We start from the raw sequence: 17343 nt of genomic DNA on the forward strand, positions 1-17343 counted from the left end.
AATGCATTTGCTCTAGCGCGCGGTGATACGCTCGACCATGGAAACGGGTACGACCTGAAGCCGGGTTTCCGGCTCATCGCTATCGAGCGCGGTTAAAACCTTCTCGGTCAATGCGTCGAAGGATTGGGCAACGGTGGTCAGCTGGTAGCTTTTCCAGCCCGCCTGCGGAATATCGTCGAAGCCGACAATCGAGATGTCTTCCGGCACCCGGCGGCCCATTTCCAGCCGAGCGGCGTCCATGAAACCGAGCGCCAGTAGATCGGTCACGCAGAAAGCGCCGTCTATCGTCTTGTCGGCGAGCAACTCGCGGCCGGCCTGATAACCGCTGTCATAGCTCGTCGGCCCGCCGGACCATGGAACGACCTCGATGCCTTCGATGGTCATGCGCTGGGTAAAGGCGGCGGCGCGGCGCAACTGCGCCGGCGTCTGGCTGCCGCTGGAAATGACCGCGACCTTTTTGCATTTCGCTTCCACAAGCCGCATGGCGGCAAGATCGGCGCCGCGGGAATCGTCGCTCAGCACCATGTTCGTATCGGTGCGATCAAGACGCTGATTGATGAGAATGAGGCGCACGCCATTGGCGATGCATTCATCGACGATCGAGGCCGGCGGTTCGCCGGAGAGAACGACGATGGCCTGCGCACGGAATTCGAAGAGAAGCTCGATCAGCGGCGCAATGTCCTTGCGGGCATCCGCCGCATTCAGCAGCAGGCATTGCAGGCCACGACGCAGAAGGCCGATGCTGAGGAGATCGAGCTGCTTTGAAATGAAGGGAGAGCTGAGGTTGGCGCCGACGACCCCGATGAGATTGGAGCGGTCATTGTTGAGGCCCTGCGCCAGCCGGTTGACGCGGTAGCCGAGTTCCTGCGCGGCTTTCAGTACCTTGCGCCGGACGGCCTTCGATACGCTGCCGCCGGGTGTGAAGGTGCGCGAGACGGCGGAGCGCGAAACCCCGGCCTTTTTCGCCACTTCTTCGGCCGTCACGAACCCTCTCGCCATTCAACTCCCCCGTTGCGAAATCCTATGCCTGATATCACAGGCCATATGATGTCGGCTATTCCAATTGAAATTTTTCACCCGCGCTTGGCAACGCTGAGAAAAGGCCGCCTGCATTCCAGGAAAATGTCTCATCCGTTCTATTGTCGCCATGCAGGGGAAAAACATTTCCCACGCAAGCTTGTTCAAAAATTACAGTTTTGTGACAAAAAATAGTTTTAAAACAAATAAATAAGTTAGTGATCACGTGTGCATTTTTTCATTGACAAAATGCCTTTTAACACGGATCATGCATTCCAAGGTCAAGGAAGATATGGAATTTTTATTCTACATCGGCCTTGCCGGCGATGTTTAGGGAGGAGCTGGATCATCGTTATTTGTGGGCTGGACGCCCGCTTGTGAAGCATTGACGCATTGCTGAAGGTCAACGCACGTGCCGCCTGTTCTGCGGGTCACGCGAAGGCGGGTGCTTGCCGGCGTGTGGTGGCAATTGCGTGGCCATATGGGGAGAGATAATGGCTCTTTTAAGCGAATCGACGAAGGCGAAGGCGCTGGGAAGTCCCCCGGCGACCGCGCCTTCGGCATGGCAGGCCTGGCGGTATCGTCTCAAGGTCGCGCTCAGGGAACCGACGACGCTGATCGGCGTCCTGACAGCGCTGCTTTTCACCTATCTGATCGTCGTTCCGATCATTTCGATCATCCTCGACGCCGTCCGCGTCCAGTTCGGGCACGAACGGCGTCTCGGCAAGGATGTCGGCGATCTCACGCTTTATTATCTCGACAGGGCGTTTTTTTCGCCTGTCGCATCGGATATTTTCTGGCGTCCGCTCTTCAATACGCTGACCGTGGCATTCGGGGCGATTGCGCTTTCGCTCGTCATCGGCACCGTGCTCGCCTGGCTTATCAGCCGGACGGACATGTTCGGCCGTCGCTGGTTCGCCACCGCCTTGATCGTGCCCTATATGCTGCCGGCATGGACCTTTGCGCTTGCCTGGACGACGCTGTTTAAAAACCGCACTGTTGGTGGTCAGCCCGGCTGGTTCGAGGCGATAGGCCTCACTCCGCCGGATTGGGTGGCTTATGGGCGTTTCCCGATCACCATTATCCTTGCCCTGCACTACACGCCTTTCGTCATCCTGCTGTTCGGCTCGGCGCTTCGCCGCTTCGACTCGCAGCTTGAAGATTCCGCCCGCATTCTCGGCGCCCATCGTTATCAGGTGGCGTTGCAGGTCATCCTGCCGCTGATGCGCCCGGCGCTGCTTTCTTCCATGGTGCTGATCTTCGCGAAGTGCCTCGGCGAGTTCGGCGTGCCCTATGTTCTCGGGCTGCCCGTGAAGTTCGAGGTCTTGTCCACCTCGCTGTTCCGCAGCATTGCTTCGCGCCAGACCGGCGTTGCCGGCGTCGTTGCGGCCTCGATCATGCTCATCGGCATCATCACGCTCATGATCGACGCCCGCCTCGTTCGCGAAGCCCGCCGTTTCGTGACCATCGGTTCGAAGGGTTCGATGAACCGGCAGAGCCGTCTCGGCAAGATGCGGCTTCCGGCAACCGGCTTTGCGGCCGCCATCTTCATCCTCAGTGTCGGCCTGCCGCTTCTGACCCTGGCGCTTTCGACCGTCATGAAAATGCCAGCCCGCTTCACGTTCGACAACTTCACCCTCGATTACTGGATCGGCAGCAATCTCAACACCGTGGCTTTGCAGACCGGCGTGCTCCTGAGCCCCGATCTGTGGGCAGCCGCGAAAAACACGATGATGATCGTCGGTCTTGCCTCGCTCACATCGGGTATTCTCGGCCTGCTTGTCGGTTATGTCGTCATCCGCACGCCGGCGCGGGCCCTGTCGGTCTATCTGAGACAGGTGACGTTCCTGCCTTATCTCGTGCCCGGCATCGCTTTTGCCGCCGCCTATCTGTCGCTCTTTGCCGTTCCGCGCGGGCCGATGCCGGCGCTTTATGGCACGGTGACGATCCTCATCCTCGCGTTGATTGCCGACCAGATGCCCTATGCCTCGCGCGCCGGCATTTCAGCAATGACGCAGCTTGGAAAGGATCCGGAAGAGGCGGCCCAGATCGCCGGCGCGGGCTGGTTCCGCCGCATGATCTCCATCGTCATCCCGATCCAGAAGGGATCGCTGGTGACCGGGGTTCTCCTGCCCTTCATTTCGGGCATCAAGGGCTTAAGCCTCTTCGTGATCCTGGCCGTGCCGAGCACGGATGTTCTGACCACCTATTCGCTGCGGCTGGTCGACTATCACTACACGCAGGCCGCCAACGCCGTGGTGCTGATCATCGCCGCCATCGCTTATTTCGGCACGCTGTTGGCCCAGAAGCTGACCCGCACAAATCTTGCAGAAGGACTTGGAAGCTGATGCCTACCATCAACCTGCGCGGTGCGCAGAAAAACTATGGCGTGAACTCCGCAAATGCGGTTTCCGATCTCGATCTCGAAATTCGCGACGGCGAGTTCATGTGTCTGCTCGGCCCTTCCGGCTGCGGCAAGACCACGACGCTGCGGATGATCGCCGGCCTTGAAAACCTCTCCGGCGGGGAAATTCGCGTCGGCGACCGGGTGATCGATTCCGTTACCGAAGGCATCTTCGTGCCGCCGGAAAAGCGTGAAATGGGCCTGGTCTTCCAGAGCTACGCTCTGTGGCCGCATCTGACCATCGAGCGCAACACGGATTTCGGTCTGCGCCTGCGCAAGCTGCCGAAAGCGGAGCGCGAAGCACGGGTGGAGCGCGTCATGCAGGCGCTCGATATCGCCAAATATCGCGACCGCTATCCGTCGCAGCTTTCCGGCGGACAGCAGCAGCGCGTGGCGCTCGCCCGCATGCTTGCGGTCAATCCGGGCGTTCTGCTTCTCGATGAGCCGCTCTCCAATCTGGATGCCCGGCTGCGGCTGGAAATGCGCGCCGAGCTGAAGCGGCTGCACAAGGAGTTCAAGACCACCATCGTCTTCGTGACACATGACCAGTGGGAAGCCATGACGCTTGCCACCACCATCGCCGTCATGAACGAGGGCACACTGCAGCAGATGGGCACGCCGAACGATATCTATGACCGTCCGGCCAATCGTTTCGTCGCCGAATTTGTAGGAAGCCCGCCGATCAACATCCTGACCTTCGGCCAGCCCGGTGTGTCGGATATAGCCGATAGCGCGGAATCCTATTTCGCAACGCGTTATCCGCAACTACGCGGCATTGCCTCTATCGGCATGCGGCCGGAGGCGATGGGTTATGCGATGAAGCCCGAGGATGTGCCGCAGGGCAGCTTCTCCGGCGAGATGACGGTGACCGGCGTGCTGCCGACCGGCGGCAGCTGGATTCTCGAACTCAGAAGCGAGAACCATACGCTGTTCCTGACCACCCATTCCCTGCCGCGTATCGACAGCGGCGACCGCGTGTTCTTCCACGTGCCGCCCGAGGCCCTGCACGCCTTTGACGTGATGGGGCAGCGGATCACCGAGGCGGACGCCGTTCTGCGCAACAGCACCTACAACTGAAAACGCCGCCGAGACGGCTGAAGGAGAAGCAGTATGAAGCGGACAATGACGAGCCTGAGTCGGCTGTTGTGCGCAACGGCGATCGCCGCAACGCTTGGCGGCGCGGCGAAGGCGGGAGAACCTTTCGACCTCAATGCCCTGATCGAGGCGGCGAAAAAGGAAAAGCCGATCACCGTCTATGACAGCACGGGCAAGATCGTCGAAATGGCGAAGAACTTCGCGACAAAATATGGTGTCGGCGCAGAGGGCGCGAAGGTGAAGGTCTCGGCCCAGCTGGAAATGATCATCCGCGAGGCGCGCGCCAACAATATTCAGGGCGATGTCTCGATCATCAGCGATGCGCCTGCGGCGATGGCGCAGCTCATTCCGCTCGGTTTCGTCGAAAGCTGGCTGCCGCCGGATAAGGCCGGCAATATTCCCCCGGAATATCAGGACCCGCTTACCGTCGTCACCAGTGCCAATGTCTGGGCCTATAACAGCGAGCTTTTCGACAAATGCCCCGTTTCCAATATCTGGGAACTGACCGATCCGAAGTGGAAGGGCAAGGTCGCGATGCAGGATCCGCTGGGCAAGGCTTCCTATGTCGACTGGTTCAACCAGATGGCCAGCCACGGCGACGGCGAGGTGAAGGCGGCGTATAAGGCGCTTTACGGCAAGGACCTCGAAACCGGGGAAAAGAGCGCGACTGCGGCCTGGGTGAAGGCGCTCGCCGCCAACGCTCCGCTGCTGACCGACGCCGATGCGGCCGCCGCCGAAGCCGTTGGCGCTCCCGGCCAGAAGGAGCCCTTCATGGGCCTCATCAGCTCGGCGAAGTTCCGCGACAATGCCGAGAAGGGCATGAAACTCGGCCTCTGCAAGGAGCTGAAACCCTGGGTCGGCTGGCTCTATCCGGGTGTCGGGCTGATCACCAAGGGCACGAACAGCCCGAACGCGGCGAAGCTCTTCATTCACTACATCATGACTGCTGAAGGCATCGCACCGCAGGCGATCGACGGCAAGATGTCGACCAACAAAGAGGTGAGCCTGCCTGCGGATGAGCCGTCGGGTATCGGCGCCGTTCTCGATGACATTCTGCCCTACAGCATGGCGACCAGCCTTGACGACTGGGACGCGCGTGAAACCTGGCAGGACTTCTGGCGTGTGAACTACAAAAAATAACGGGGGACCATCTGGTGACGATCACTACTCAGAACAAGAATGGCAATGAGCGCAGGCGGCGGAGGACCGCCTCCGCACTTTGCCTCGGCTTTTCGCTGGCGCTCAGCGGGGCCGCCCATGCGCAGGATGCCTTCAATCTCGATGCGCTGATCGACGCCGCGAAGAAGGAAAAGCCGATCACGGTTTATGCGGTGACCGGCAAGATCGTCGATACGGCACAGGCCTTCACCGCCAAATACGGCGTGCAGGCGAGCGGCAAGAAGGTGAACGAGGCAACGCAGGTCGAGTTGATGATCCGCGAACATCGGGCGGGCAATGTCGTCGGCGATGTGAGCGTGGCAACCGATGTCGCCTCTGCCATGGGCGAGCTTTTGCCGGAAGGCATCGCCACCAGTTGGACGCCGCCGGATCTCGAAGGCGATATTCCGCAAAAGCTGCGCGATCCGCTCGTGGTCGTCTCGGACCCGCATGTCTGGACCTACAATACCGAGAAATACGACACATGCCCGGTCACCAACATCTGGCAGATGACGGAGCCGAAGTGGAAGGGCAAGCTCGCCATGCTCGATCTCTTCGACAAGCCGCTTTATGCCGACTGGTTCAACCAGATCGAAACCCATCACGATGCCGATGTCGCCAGGGCCTATGAGGACCTTTACGGCAAGAAGCTGGAGACGGGCGAAAAAAGCGCAACGGCGGCCTGGGTGAAAGCCTTTGCCGAAAATGCACCGCTGCTGACGGATTCGAGTTCGGTGGCGGATGCGGCCGGTGCGCCTGGGCAGGCCGATCCCTTCTTCGTCATCACTTCGGTAGCGAAGTATCGTGACAACGAGGCCAAGGGGCTGAAGCTCGGTCTTTGCAGCGGCGTAAAGCCCTTTTCCGGTTTTCTCTATCCCGGTTTCGGGCTGATTGCCGGGCAAACGAAAAGCCCGAATGCGGCGAAGCTTTTCCTGCATTACCTGATGACGGAAGAAGGCATCGCGCCGCAGACCGCTGACGGCAAACTCTCCGGCAATATGAAAATAGCCCTGCCGGCGGATGAGCCCTCGAAGGTCGCCAATCATCTCGATGAGTTGATGGCTTTCGACGCCGCAACGGCGGCCGACGACCTCGACAAGCGCGAAGGCTGGCAGGATTTCTGGCGTGTGAACTACAAAAAATAAACGCAAGGCGGGTGCGAGCCCGCCTGTCTTTTCCTTGGGAGGGGAAACGATGCGAAGAACGAATTTGAGGACCGCCTTGGCCATGGCCGCAGCTGCAGCGATTATGGGCGTTTCCGCACTGATCGCCGCGGCTGAAGAGACTTTCGATCTCGATGCTGTTCTTGCGGCTGCGAAGCAGGAGAAGCCGATCAACATCTATGACAGCACTGGCAAGATCGTTGAGATGGCCGATAAATTCAGCGCCAAATACGGGCTGAAGGCGACGGGAGTGAAGGTTTCCGCCAATAGCCAGCTGGAGATGATTATCCGCGAAAGCCAGTCGAACAATGTGCAGGGCGATGTAGTGCTGATCACCGATGCGCCATCGGCGCTTGCCCAGCTTCTGCCGGCAGGTTTCGTCGAGAATTATCTGCCGGGCGACATGACCTCTAAAATCCCGGCGCAGTTTCAAAACCCGCTGGCCATTTCCACCAATGCCAATGTCTGGGCCTATAATACCGAAGCCTATGACAAATGCCCGGTGACGAATATCTGGGAACTGACCGAGCCGAAATGGAAAGGCAAGGTCGCCATGGTCGATCCGCTCAGCAAGAGCACCTATACGGACTGGTTCAACCAGCTTGAAGCCCACGGCAATGAAAAGGTGGCGGCAGCTTACAAGGCTCATTCCGGCAAGCAGATGGAGGAAAAGGGTGCGGCAGCCGCCTGGATCAAGGCGCTGGCCGCGAATGGTCCGCTCGCCACCGATGGCGACGATCCGGTGGCGGAGGCGGTGGGCGCGCCGGGTCAGAAGCAGCCCTTCTTCGGCCTGCTGAGTTCGGCCAAATTTCGCGACAATGCCGACAAGGGCTACAAGCTCGGCCTCTGCACCGATCTCGATCCCTGGGTTGGCTGGACCTATATCAAGCTCGGCCTGATGGCCTCCAAGACCAGAAGCCCGAACACGGCCATGCTCTTTATCCACTACGTCCTGACGGAAGAGGGCATCGCCCCGCAGATGAAGGACGGCAAGCTGCCGACCAATACCGACATCAAGATACCAAATGACGAGCCTTCGGGGCTGATGAAGGTCGCCGACCGGCTGATGGGCTACGATTCCGCCACCGGTCTCGATGATTTCGACCGCCGCGAGGAATGGCAGGATTTCTGGCGCGTCAACTATACGAAATAACCCCGGTTGGCGCGGTCCTTGCCGCGCCGCCTCCTCCTTTTTGCGAACGAACGGACTGGACATGCCGATGCAGACTTCATTGAGCGAACGGAAACCTGGAGACGAGGATGCGTTTTCCCGCTCTGTGCGGTTGATGAAGATCGCGGAAACGGCGGCGCGTGCCGTGCGTGATCCGTTGCTGGCGGCGTTTCGGTCGGATATGGCGGTGGATTACAAGGTCGATCTCCACGATATCGTGACCATCCATGACAAGCGCGCCGAGGCTGCCATCCGCGCCGTCATTCTCGAACGGGAGCCCAATTCGGCGATCATGGGCGAGGAGGGCGGCCAGATCGGTAGCGGTGAGGTGCAATGGTATGTCGACCCCATCGACGGCACGGCAAATTTCGCCCGCGGCCTTGCTTTCTGGTGCGTGTCCATCGCTGCCGTCATAGGCGGAGAAGCCGTCGCCGGCGTGGTTTACGATCCCGTGGCGGACCAGATGTTTTCCGCCGATCTCAAAACCTCCTATCTTGATGGCGAAAGGCTGCATTCCCGCAGCGTTGCAGATGAGACTCGTGCGACGCTCATCACAGGCTATCCCGTCTCGCGCGATTTCCGGCTGGATGGGCGGGAAGCGGCGCTCGCCAATTTCGGCACTCTTGCCGAGACCTTTTCGACATTGCGCCGGCCCGGCAGCGCTGCGCTCAGCATTGCCCATGTTGCGGCCGGCTGGACGGATGCGGCCGCCGGTTTCGGCGTCAATGCGTGGGATGTGGCCGCCGCCATTCTCATTCTCAAAAACGCCGGCGGAACCTATGAGCCGCTGCCCCTCGGAAAGGTGGCGGAAGGTTCCGCCGATTTCCTTTGCCCGGGCTATATCGCCATGGGTGAGGGGGCCAGCTATCCGACATTGCAGCGGGTGGCGCGATCCATATCCGAAAGCCGCATAGCCAATGCGGCGATGAAACTGAACCAGTCGGCCGCCGCGAAGGCCTGAAGACGCAATAGATGACGGCGGCCGTATAGACGCCGATGGAGACATGACATGCCGCAATCGCAACCGACCCCATTCCGAGAGCAGGAAACAGGCGAGCTGCCGAAGCTCAGCCGCATCTATGAGCAGCATCCGCTTTACGGTGTCGATCTCTTCATTTCCGGTAAGGAGGGGGCGAGCGACCTCAATCTTCTACGCCAGAACGGCATTACCACCGTCGTCAATTGTGCCGTCAATCTGGATTTCAATTTCGTGGAGCAGTCACAGGTCGTTTCCGACCACGAAGGCAGCGTCTATGGGCCGGGCGAAATCCGCTACTACAAGATCGGCCTGATCGACGGGAGCGGAAATCCCGATACCCAGATGGTTGCGGCCCATTATATCCTGCGAGCGGCGCTGGAGCAGATATTGCCCGACAAGCCCTCCTATCCCCGGCGGGAGCGTGGCAACGTGCTCATCAATTGCCGGGGCGGACGTTCGCGTTCCGTCGCCGTCGTTGCGCTTTTCCTGCATCTCACGTTGCCAACGGAGTTTCCGACGCTGGATGACGCCATCGGCTTCGTTCGCCTGAAACGCGAATTGCCGGAGAACGAATGGTACAAGGCGCCGAAACCCGTGCTTGCGGATGCTGCCCGCCGGGCCGCCGACTGGATTGCCATGATCGACGCCGCGCATTGAAAGGCGGAAGACTGTCTGGTCAGTTTTGCGGTTCCAGCGCGCTTGCCGCGGCCTCGGCACGCGCGGCGGCCTCTTTTGCCTCCCGCTCGGCGCGGGAGGCCGCTTCCGGGTTGCTAGAACCGTCATAGCCTCCCATGGCGCGTTCCCCGATGGCGATGTGGACATCCTTGAGCTGGATGATGACGAGACCGGCGAGGATGGCCGCACCGATAAGGAATACTGTTTCCCCGTTCATGGTCATTCGACTCCACGCTTCGTGTTTGCCGGCGGAGGAAACAGCCGGCAAAACCGCCGCTCAGCGGGTCAGGAGGCCGACGCCTGTTTCCGCATCGAACAAATGCATATTGGAAGGGTCGATGTCGAGGCCGATCGTTTCACCGGCCTTGACTGCGCTGCGTCCCTGCACCGCGATGACCAGTTCGGTGGAGGTTCCCGTGGTGAGGAAAGTGACCGAGCCGGTCGTCTCCACCGCGGAAACCGGCAGCGTCAATGCCGCTCCGGCTGCTGCGGCCGGCCGGATATGTTCCGGCCTGATGCCGACGATCACATTTTTGCCGGGCGGCAGGGAGCCCGGATTCCCGATCGATTGCTGCGGCTCGCCTTCGCCGAACACGAGCTGAAGGGATGCGCCATCCGGGCTGACGGTCGCCGGAATGAAATTCATGGCCGGCGAGCCGATGAAACCTGCAACGAAACGATTGACCGGGCGGTCGTAGAGTTCCAGCGGCGTTCCCTGCTGTTCGATGACGCCATCGCGCATGACGACGACATGATCGGCCATGGTCATCGCTTCGATCTGGTCATGGGTGACATAGACCGAAGTGGCATGCAGGCGATCATGCAGCGCGCGGATTTCCTTGCGCATATGGACGCGCAGTGCGGCATCGAGGTTGGAAAGCGGTTCATCGAACAGGAAAGCCTGGGGATTGCGGATGATCGCCCGGCTCATGGCCACACGCTGGCGCTGGCCGCCGGAGAGTTCGCGCGGATAACGTTTCATCAGCTTGGAAAGTCCGGTCGTGGCGGCAACCTCTTCCGCCGCCTTGCGGGCTTCCGCCTTGGCGACGCCGCGCATGCGCAACGAATAGGTGAGGTTCTCTTCCACTGTCATGTGCGGGTAGAGCGCATAGGACTGGAACACCATGGCCACGTCGCGTTTACGCGGCGGCACACCGTTCATGAGCGTGCCGGCAATGCGCATGTCGCCGGCCGATATGCTCTCCAGCCCGGCGAGCGAACGCAAAAGGGTGGACTTGCCGCAGCCGGAGGGGCCGACAAGTGCGACGAAGGTGCCCTTCTTGATGGAAAGGTTGATATTTTTCAGAGCATGGAAGGCGCCGTAATATTTATTGACGCCGGAAAGTTCGATCTGAAGGGTCATTTGAGCGCTCCTGATGTCAGGCCGGAAACAATGCGGCGCTGCAAGAGAATGAAGAGGGCGAGAATGGGCGTCACATACATGGTCGCGTAGGCCATGATGTTGTTCCATTCGCTGGTATTGGGGCCCATGAAGGAATTGAGGCCGACGCTGGCGGGCTGCAGTTCCGCCGCCTGGATCATCGATTTCGAATAAACGAACTCACCGAAGGCTTGCATGAAGATGAGGATGGCGCTGACGAGAATGCCGTTTCTGGCAAGCGGCAATACGATGTGGAAGAAAGCACCCACCCGCGAATTGCCGTCCACCAGCGCCGCCTCTTCCAGTTCCTGCGGCACGGCCATGAAGGTGGCCCGCACCAGCACAACAAAGAAGGGCATGCTTTTGGCCGCAATGGCGAGGATGACCGACAGACGCGGATAATCCAGAAGCCCGAATTGCGAGAAGCCGACGAAGATCGGCGTGATCATCAACGATGCCGGCAGGACCTGCAACATGAGGATCAGGAACAGGCCGATATCCACCCAGACGTTTCGATACCGGGCCAGGACATAGGCACAGCCGACGCCGAGAATGGTGATCAAGAGTACCGCGCTGGAGGCGATCAGCACCGAGTTCCACAGGTAACGCCCCATGTTGCGGCTTTCCCAGACATAGGCATAGGTCTGCCACTGCGGGTCGCTGGGCCAGAAGGCGGGCGGATTGGCGAACATTTCCGAGCCGCTTTTGAGCGAGGTCAGATACATCCAGTAAAGCGGAAAGAGATAGATGATCGCGAGAATGATGGCGATGGCCAGCATCAGGCGGTTGCGGTTGGTGATGCTCATCCGCGCACCTCATGCCGTGTCGAGCGCACATAAACGACGGAAGCCAGCATGACGAAAACGATCATGATGACGGAAATCGTCGCGCCCTTGCCGAAATCATATTGTCGGAAGGAAAGGTCCCAGGCCCAATATTGTGCCACGTTGGAGCTGTTGTTCGGCCCGCCATCGGTAATGGCGGCGAAAAGGTCGAATTGCTGCAGCGTGAAGATCAGGCCGAGCGAGACGATCGCGCCGATGGTGGAGCGCATCATCGGCAGGGTGATGGTGTAGAAACGCTGCCAGGCGCTGGCGCCATCCAGTTCCGCCGCCTCGTAGAGATCGCCGGGAATGGAGGCGAGGCCTACCGAAAGCAGGATCATGTTGAAGGAGGTGCCGAGCCAGATATTGGCGATGACGACGGCCCAGAGCGAAAAATTCGCATCCGAACGCCAGAAGATATTGCCCGATATCAGGCCGCTTTCCCGCAGGAAGAAATTCAGGACGCCGAAATCGCCCGAGAGAATCCAGTTCCAGATGGCGCCGACGACGAGGCCGGGCATGACCCAGGAAACGAGGAACAGGCCGCGCAGCCAGGTGGCGCCCGGAAAATTCACCCAGAAGAACAGCGCCAGACCGAAGCCGATGGCGAACTGCCCGGCAATGGAGGCGACGACGAAAGTGACGGTGTTCATCAGGATCGGCAGGGTTTCAGGCTGCCGGAACAGATCGACATAATTGCGGAAACCGACGAACGGGCGCACGAAGGTGCCCAGACTGAACATGTCGACTTCCTGAAAACTCATGACGATGTTGTAGATAAGCGGCAATCCCGCCATGACGAACAGGAAGCCCAAAGGCAAGGCGACCAGGACGATGTCGAAACCGCGACCGTCGCTGACGCTGGAAAACAGTCTTTTCATGAAACATCCTCACAAGCTCCGATCGGGGCCGCCGCTGCATGTCGCAGCAGGCAGCCCCACCGGGAGGAACCCCGTGGATGGGGGGCCGGATGAACCCGGCCGCCCGCCCATATGGATCAGCCGTCGACCAGCTTTATCTTTTCAGCTGCCTGATCAAGTGCCGCCTTCGGCGTCATCTGACCTGACAGGGCGCCCTGTATGGCGTCCTGAATGGCCTTGGAAATCTTCGGCCATTCCGGCGAGGGACCGCGCGGCTGCGCATATTTCAGCTGCTCGACGAAGGTCTTGAGCGCTTCGTCCTTCAGCGCATTGCCGGTGGGCGGAACCGGAATATCGGAACGCGCCGGCAATTGGCCGAAGTTCTTGAACATGTCCTTGTCCTGCGAGACGAAGAACTCGATCGCCTTGAAGGCTTCTTCCGGATGTTTGGTCTTGGAGAAGATCGCCCAGTTATAGTCGCCCATGGCCGAAGATCGCGGCGCATCCGGTGCCGGAACCGGCAGCAGGGCCACGCCCCAGTCAAATTTCGCATCCTTCAGCATGCGGTCGATTTCCCACGGGCCGGAAATCACCATGGCGGCATTGCCGGCGTTGAAGGTGGCGGTGGAATCCCACTGGCTGCGCGTCAGCGTATCCGGTGAAGCGAGTTTTTCATCCAGCAGCAGCTTCCAGGTCTCGAGCGCCTTCACGGCACCTTCGGTATTGATATTCTTGTAGGTCGCACCGGCCATCTGCGCCCAGGGCAGGAACTGGAAGGTGCCTTCCTCATTCGCCTTGGCGCTGAAGCTGATACCATAAATGTTCTTTGAAGGATTGGTCAGCTTGCGGGCTGCCCCCACCAGCTCGTCCCAGGTCTGCGGCGGTTTTGCCGGATCGAGCCCGGCGGCCTTGAACAGGTCCTTGTTGTAATAGAGCGCGATCGTATTCGTCGCCTTCGGCACGCCGAAATATTTGCCGCCCCACATCACCGATTTCAGCGGACCCGGAAAATAGTTCACCGTCTTGATGATGTCCGACTTGGCGATCATGTCGGTCACGTCGAGAAAGGCGCCGCGTGCGGCGAACATGGCATGGTTGGGGTTGTCGATGGCGATGATGTCGGGCGCTTTGCCGGTCGAATAGGCGCGCATGGATTCGCTCACCACATCGTCGAACTGCAATTGCCGGTATTCGATCTTGATGCCGTTATTGAGCTTGTTGAACTCTTTTATGAGGTTCGGCGCGGGCTGGATATCCCTGTCCAGCGACCACAGTGTCAATGTCACGTCTTCCGCATGCGCCGTTATCGCACCGGCGGATACGCTTGCCAGAACAAGCGCACCGGCCATCATGCATTTCGCGATACCCATAATCTCCTCCTCTTGGTTATCGTCGCTGCAATATCTGGAAACCTTCTCCCGAAAGGCTTCCCTTATGTCGGGTCGACGACGAAATCGCCGCCGCGGCATTTTTTCAGATAGTTCAGGCCATGCACCTGGCCCGTCATTTCCAGCGCATCGCGGTAGACGGGGTCATGCCAGCCTTCGATATCGATCGAGCCGGACCAGCCGGCGAGGCGCAGTTCGGAAATAATGTCCGTCCAGTTGCTGTCGCCGAAGCCCGGCGTGCGCATGAAGACGAATTTCTCCTTGCCGAAAATGCCGTGCTCGCGAATGACGTCCCAGCGAATGGTCGCGTCCTTGCCGTGCACATGGAAAATCTTGTCCGCCCATTTGCGGATCTGCGGCAGCGGGTCGATGAGATAGACCATCTGGTGGCAGGGTTCCCATTCAATGCCGATATGCTCATCCGGCGTTTCGTTGAACATCAGTTCCCAGGCGTCGGGATTATGCGCGATGTTCCAGTCGCCGGTCTGCCAGTTGCCGTCCATGGCGCAGTTTTCAAAGGCGATCTTCACGCCCTTGTCGGCGGCGCGTTTGGCAAGCTCGCTCCAGATTTCCTTGTATCTGGGCAGGCTTTCCGGCAGCGGTTTACCGCGCAGCCGGCCGGTGAACCCGGCAACGCAGGTGGCGCCGAAATGATGGGCGTTGTCGATGCAGTCTTTCCAGCCCTGCAATGTCTCAAGGTCGATGTCGGTTTCCTCAAGCGGATTGCCGAACATGCCGAGCGTGCTGATGGTGATGTCGCGGTCGCCGATCGCGTCAAGGCAGCGCTTGCCCAGATCGGCCAGGTCCTGACCGTTGGTTGTCTGCCAGAAGAACGGCTCGAAGCTTTCGAAGCCGAGATCGGCGATCTGCCCGATGCGTTCGGCCGCCTGGCCTTTGGTGGCGCTGACCATGGTGCCGATGCGGATGGATGTTGCCGGATTGCTCACGTCTTTCAGTCCTTATGCTGCAATTGAAACACGCTGGCCGAGGCGGGCGCTTTCAATCGCGCCGATCACCATGGCAAGGCTGTTGATGTTGTCGAAGGAGGCCGTCTCCGGCATCTCACCGGTGCGGATGGATTCGAGGAAGGAGAGAATGACGCTGGCATGGCCTCGCGTATCCTTCTCGGAAACGGCATCGGAAACGTTTACGGCCTTGAATCCACGCAGAAGTCCCTGGTCATCGCCGGCCACGGAGGCGGAGAAATTGTCTTCACCGTCCCAGAGGATCATTCCCTTCGAGCCGATAAGCCGCCAGCGCGCTTCCCAGCTGGTCCGCTCGCCTTCGGCGCACCATGAACCGCGATAGGTGAAGACGACATCATTCGAGAACTCGAAAATGGCGTTGGCGCTCGCCCCATGGGCATACCAGGAACCGGCCGGGTTCTTCTCCACGCAAAAGACGGAGAGGGGCTTTTCATTGGCGACGAAACGGGCTGCATCGAAGGTGTGGATCGCCATGTCGAGAAGCAGGACGTTCTTCATCTCCTCACGGAAGCCGCCGAAATGCGGGCCGAGGAAGAAATCGCAATGGATGGCCGTCAGATCACCGATGACGCCGTCTTCCAGCGCGCGGCGCAGCCGCCGGATACCGGCAATAAACCGCCGGTTTTGCACGACGGCATGAATTTTGCCGGCTTTTTTCGCCAGTTCCACCAGCGTGGCGGCTTCCTCCATCGAGGCGGCAAGCGGCTTTTCGCTGAGGACATGGCACCCGGCATCGAGACCGGCTTCAACCACGGCGAAGCGCGCCTGCGGGATGACGATGTCAAAAAGGATGTCGGCTTTCGTTTCGGCAAGAACCGCGCGAAGATCGGTGCCGATGACCGCGTCGGTGAGGGCGAATTCTTCGGCAAGCGCACGGGCCGTGTTCTCGTTCAGATCCACCAGACCGGCGATCCTGATCGCGCCGGAAATCTCCGGCGTGGATTGAATGGCGCGCAACCAGCCTTTGGCCATGGCTCCGCACCCGCATAAAACGGCATTAAATGTCATCTCATCTCCCCGGGCTCTTTCGCAAACTCCTCTTTGCGCAGAGCGTCGTAAACGTTTACGAGACTATGCCAATGATGTTAGATATGTCAAGACCGTTAAGGGACGCGTTGATTGCGCGTCAGGCCTGGGAGGGGAATGCATGAAAGGAATCCGTCAGCTTGCCGACTATCTGGAGATATCGATAGGCACCGTTTCCCGTGCCCTGAACGGCAAGCCCGATGTGAACGAAGAGACGCGGCGACGTGTTCTCGAAGCGGCGGAAAAGCTCGGTTATGTGGCTAACCAGTCCGGGCGCAGCCTCAGACAGGGAACCACCAATGTCATCGGCCTGATGACCGGCAGCGACGCGCAGACCGTTGAAAACTCCGACAACTTCTTCCTAGGGGTGACGGACGGCCTGCAAAGCGTGTTTTCCGGACATAATCTCGATCTCATCGTTCTGCCATGCCCGGGGGAAGAGGACCCGGATGAATATCTGAAGCGCATGGTGGCGCGGCGCATGGTGGATGCGATGATCATTTCCGCCACCCGGCGGACCGACAAGCGCGTGGATTTCCTGAAGCAGACCCGTCTGCCTTTCGTGTCGCTTGGACGCACCGCCTCCAGCGATAATCACGCCTGGATCGACCTCGATTTCGAGGGTGTGGCGAAAAACGCCGTCGATCGCCTTGTTGCTGCCGGACATCGTTCGATTGCGGTGGCGGTGCCCGACAGCGATATCAATCTCGGTTACGTTTTTCTGGAGGGGTACAGGCGTGCGCTGGAAGACAATGGCATCGCTTACGATTCTTCCCTGGTCATCCGCGCGAAATCGAGCGAGCAGGGCGGTTATCACGCCGCCAGCGAATGGCTGCAGATGCGCCCTCGGCCAACGGCGATCGTGCTGATCTACGAGCTGATGGCGGTCGGTCTTTATCGCCGTCTTGCGGAAGTGGGGCTGAAACCGGGGCGGGATCTCGCCGTCATCGGCTTCCGCGACGGTCCGCGCGGCCAGTTTCTGGAGCCGCGGCTGACCAGTTTCCGCATGTCCCTGCATGATCTCGGCGTGACGGTGGCCCAGACGCTCTTGTCGACCATGCCGGCCTATGCGCCCTTCTACCCCGAGCAGGCCCGCCATTGCATCTGGCCGATGCTGCTTGTGGCGGGGGAGAGCGACCCTGCACCCGCGCCATAGGCGAGGCGCGCGGGAGCGCCGAATTCGAAGGCCGGGATCACGGGGACAGGCTGGCCCTTG

At 59.9% G+C, this 17343-nt stretch carries 17 protein-coding genes; 9 read left to right on the forward strand and 8 right to left on the reverse strand.

From position 1 onward, the window contains the following. Positions 1–12: 12 nt before the first annotated feature. A complete protein-coding gene (locus O3S81_RS17440) occupies positions 13–999 on the reverse strand; it encodes a LacI family DNA-binding transcriptional regulator (protein WP_269345173.1) in 987 nt (328 codons plus the stop codon). A gap of 24 nt (positions 1000–1023) precedes the next feature. On the opposite strand from O3S81_RS17440, the gene O3S81_RS17445 reads away from it, so the two are divergent. The 8 genes from O3S81_RS17445 (at position 1024) to O3S81_RS17480 (ending at position 9644) form a co-directional block, all read left to right on the forward strand. Then, positions 1024–1212, forward strand: coding sequence for a hypothetical protein (locus O3S81_RS17445; protein WP_269345175.1), 189 nt, complete (start codon positions 1024–1026; stop codon positions 1210–1212). A 299-nt stretch (positions 1213–1511) separates the two neighbouring features. Next, the gene (locus tag O3S81_RS17450; RefSeq protein ID WP_269345176.1) at positions 1512–3365 is read left to right on the forward strand and encodes an ABC transporter permease; all 1854 of its coding nucleotides are present in this window, start codon (positions 1512–1514) and stop codon (positions 3363–3365) included. Continuing rightward, entirely contained in the window at positions 3365–4498 is a 1134-nt protein-coding gene (locus O3S81_RS17455; protein ID WP_269345177.1) for an ABC transporter ATP-binding protein, read from the forward strand. Before O3S81_RS17450 ends, O3S81_RS17455 begins: the two co-directional genes overlap by 1 nt. A 33-nt stretch (positions 4499–4531) precedes the next feature. Further along, entirely contained in the window at positions 4532–5656 is a 1125-nt protein-coding gene (locus tag O3S81_RS17460) for an ABC transporter substrate-binding protein (protein ID WP_269345178.1), read from the forward strand. Positions 5657–5670: 14 nt separating this feature from the next. Beyond that, positions 5671–6819, forward strand: coding sequence for an ABC transporter substrate-binding protein (locus O3S81_RS17465; RefSeq protein WP_269345179.1), 1149 nt, complete (start codon positions 5671–5673; stop codon positions 6817–6819). Positions 6820–6901: 82 nt separating this feature from the next. Further along, positions 6902–7990: an ABC transporter substrate-binding protein gene (locus tag O3S81_RS17470; protein ID WP_269345180.1), complete on the forward strand. Its 1089-nt coding sequence runs from the start codon at positions 6902–6904 to the stop codon at positions 7988–7990. A 61-nt stretch (positions 7991–8051) separates the two neighbouring features. Then, on the forward strand, positions 8052–8969 hold the full coding sequence (locus O3S81_RS17475; RefSeq protein WP_269345182.1) for an inositol monophosphatase family protein: 918 nt from the start codon (positions 8052–8054) through the stop codon (positions 8967–8969). 48 nt (positions 8970–9017) lie between these two features. Next, positions 9018–9644, forward strand: a complete 627-nt coding sequence (locus O3S81_RS17480) for a dual specificity protein phosphatase family protein (protein WP_269345184.1) — start codon at positions 9018–9020, stop codon at positions 9642–9644. Between the two features lie 19 nt (positions 9645–9663). On the opposite strand, the gene O3S81_RS17485 is transcribed toward O3S81_RS17480, so the two are convergent. The 7 genes from O3S81_RS17485 to O3S81_RS17515 all read right to left on the reverse strand — a co-directional run bounded on the left by O3S81_RS17485 (position 9664) and on the right by O3S81_RS17515 (position 16109). After that, the gene (locus tag O3S81_RS17485) at positions 9664–9879 is read right to left on the reverse strand and encodes a hypothetical protein (protein ID WP_269345186.1); all 216 of its coding nucleotides are present in this window, start codon (positions 9877–9879) and stop codon (positions 9664–9666) included. Between the two features lie 60 nt (positions 9880–9939). Continuing rightward, on the reverse strand, positions 9940–11025 hold the full coding sequence (locus O3S81_RS17490; protein WP_269345188.1) for an ABC transporter ATP-binding protein: 1086 nt from the start codon (positions 11023–11025) through the stop codon (positions 9940–9942). Continuing rightward, entirely contained in the window at positions 11022–11849 is an 828-nt protein-coding gene (locus O3S81_RS17495; protein WP_269345190.1) for a carbohydrate ABC transporter permease, read from the reverse strand. Before O3S81_RS17495 ends, O3S81_RS17490 begins: the two co-directional genes overlap by 4 nt. Further along, positions 11846–12748, reverse strand: coding sequence for a carbohydrate ABC transporter permease (locus O3S81_RS17500; RefSeq protein ID WP_269345192.1), 903 nt, complete (start codon positions 12746–12748; stop codon positions 11846–11848). The genes O3S81_RS17495 and O3S81_RS17500 overlap by 4 nt, the downstream gene beginning before the upstream one ends. Before the next feature lie 116 nt (positions 12749–12864). After that, the gene (locus O3S81_RS17505; RefSeq protein ID WP_269345194.1) at positions 12865–14097 is read right to left on the reverse strand and encodes an ABC transporter substrate-binding protein; all 1233 of its coding nucleotides are present in this window, start codon (positions 14095–14097) and stop codon (positions 12865–12867) included. Positions 14098–14159: 62 nt separating this feature from the next. After that, positions 14160–15062 carry a sugar phosphate isomerase/epimerase family protein gene (locus O3S81_RS17510; protein ID WP_269345195.1) on the reverse strand — a complete coding sequence of 301 codons (903 nt, stop codon included), beginning with the start codon at positions 15060–15062 and terminating at the stop codon, positions 14160–14162. Positions 15063–15074: 12 nt separating this feature from the next. Then, positions 15075–16109: a Gfo/Idh/MocA family protein gene (locus O3S81_RS17515; protein WP_269345196.1), complete on the reverse strand. Its 1035-nt coding sequence runs from the start codon at positions 16107–16109 to the stop codon at positions 15075–15077. 139 nt (positions 16110–16248) lie between these two features. On the opposite strand from O3S81_RS17515, the gene O3S81_RS17520 reads away from it, so the two are divergent. Next, positions 16249–17283, forward strand: a complete 1035-nt coding sequence (locus tag O3S81_RS17520) for a LacI family DNA-binding transcriptional regulator (protein WP_269345197.1) — start codon at positions 16249–16251, stop codon at positions 17281–17283. Positions 17284–17343: the final 60 nt, after the last annotated feature.

It is taken from the genome of Agrobacterium sp. SOY23 (assembly GCF_027212525.1).
Taxonomy (GTDB): Bacteria; Pseudomonadota; Alphaproteobacteria; order Rhizobiales; family Rhizobiaceae; genus Agrobacterium; species Agrobacterium tumefaciens_I.

Coding starts and splice junctions, on each gene's coding strand:
- O3S81_RS17440 (WP_269345173.1), bottom strand. CDS start 999: ATGGCGAGAGGGTTCGTGACGGCCGAAGAAGTGGCGAAAAAGGCCGGG.
- O3S81_RS17445 (WP_269345175.1), top strand. CDS start 1,024: ATGCCTGATATCACAGGCCATATGATGTCGGCTATTCCAATTGAAATT.
- O3S81_RS17450 (WP_269345176.1), top strand. CDS start 1,512: ATGGCTCTTTTAAGCGAATCGACGAAGGCGAAGGCGCTGGGAAGTCCC.
- O3S81_RS17455 (WP_269345177.1), top strand. CDS start 3,365: ATGCCTACCATCAACCTGCGCGGTGCGCAGAAAAACTATGGCGTGAAC.
- O3S81_RS17460 (WP_269345178.1), top strand. CDS start 4,532: ATGAAGCGGACAATGACGAGCCTGAGTCGGCTGTTGTGCGCAACGGCG.
- O3S81_RS17470 (WP_269345180.1), top strand. CDS start 6,902: ATGGCCGCAGCTGCAGCGATTATGGGCGTTTCCGCACTGATCGCCGCG.
- O3S81_RS17475 (WP_269345182.1), top strand. CDS start 8,052: ATGCCGATGCAGACTTCATTGAGCGAACGGAAACCTGGAGACGAGGAT.
- O3S81_RS17480 (WP_269345184.1), top strand. CDS start 9,018: ATGCCGCAATCGCAACCGACCCCATTCCGAGAGCAGGAAACAGGCGAG.
- O3S81_RS17485 (WP_269345186.1), bottom strand. CDS start 9,879: ATGAACGGGGAAACAGTATTCCTTATCGGTGCGGCCATCCTCGCCGGT.
- O3S81_RS17490 (WP_269345188.1), bottom strand. CDS start 11,025: ATGACCCTTCAGATCGAACTTTCCGGCGTCAATAAATATTACGGCGCC.
- O3S81_RS17495 (WP_269345190.1), bottom strand. CDS start 11,849: ATGAGCATCACCAACCGCAACCGCCTGATGCTGGCCATCGCCATCATT.
- O3S81_RS17500 (WP_269345192.1), bottom strand. CDS start 12,748: ATGAAAAGACTGTTTTCCAGCGTCAGCGACGGTCGCGGTTTCGACATC.
- O3S81_RS17505 (WP_269345194.1), bottom strand. CDS start 14,097: ATGGGTATCGCGAAATGCATGATGGCCGGTGCGCTTGTTCTGGCAAGC.
- O3S81_RS17515 (WP_269345196.1), bottom strand. CDS start 16,109: ATGACATTTAATGCCGTTTTATGCGGGTGCGGAGCCATGGCCAAAGGC.
- O3S81_RS17520 (WP_269345197.1), top strand. CDS start 16,249: ATGAAAGGAATCCGTCAGCTTGCCGACTATCTGGAGATATCGATAGGC.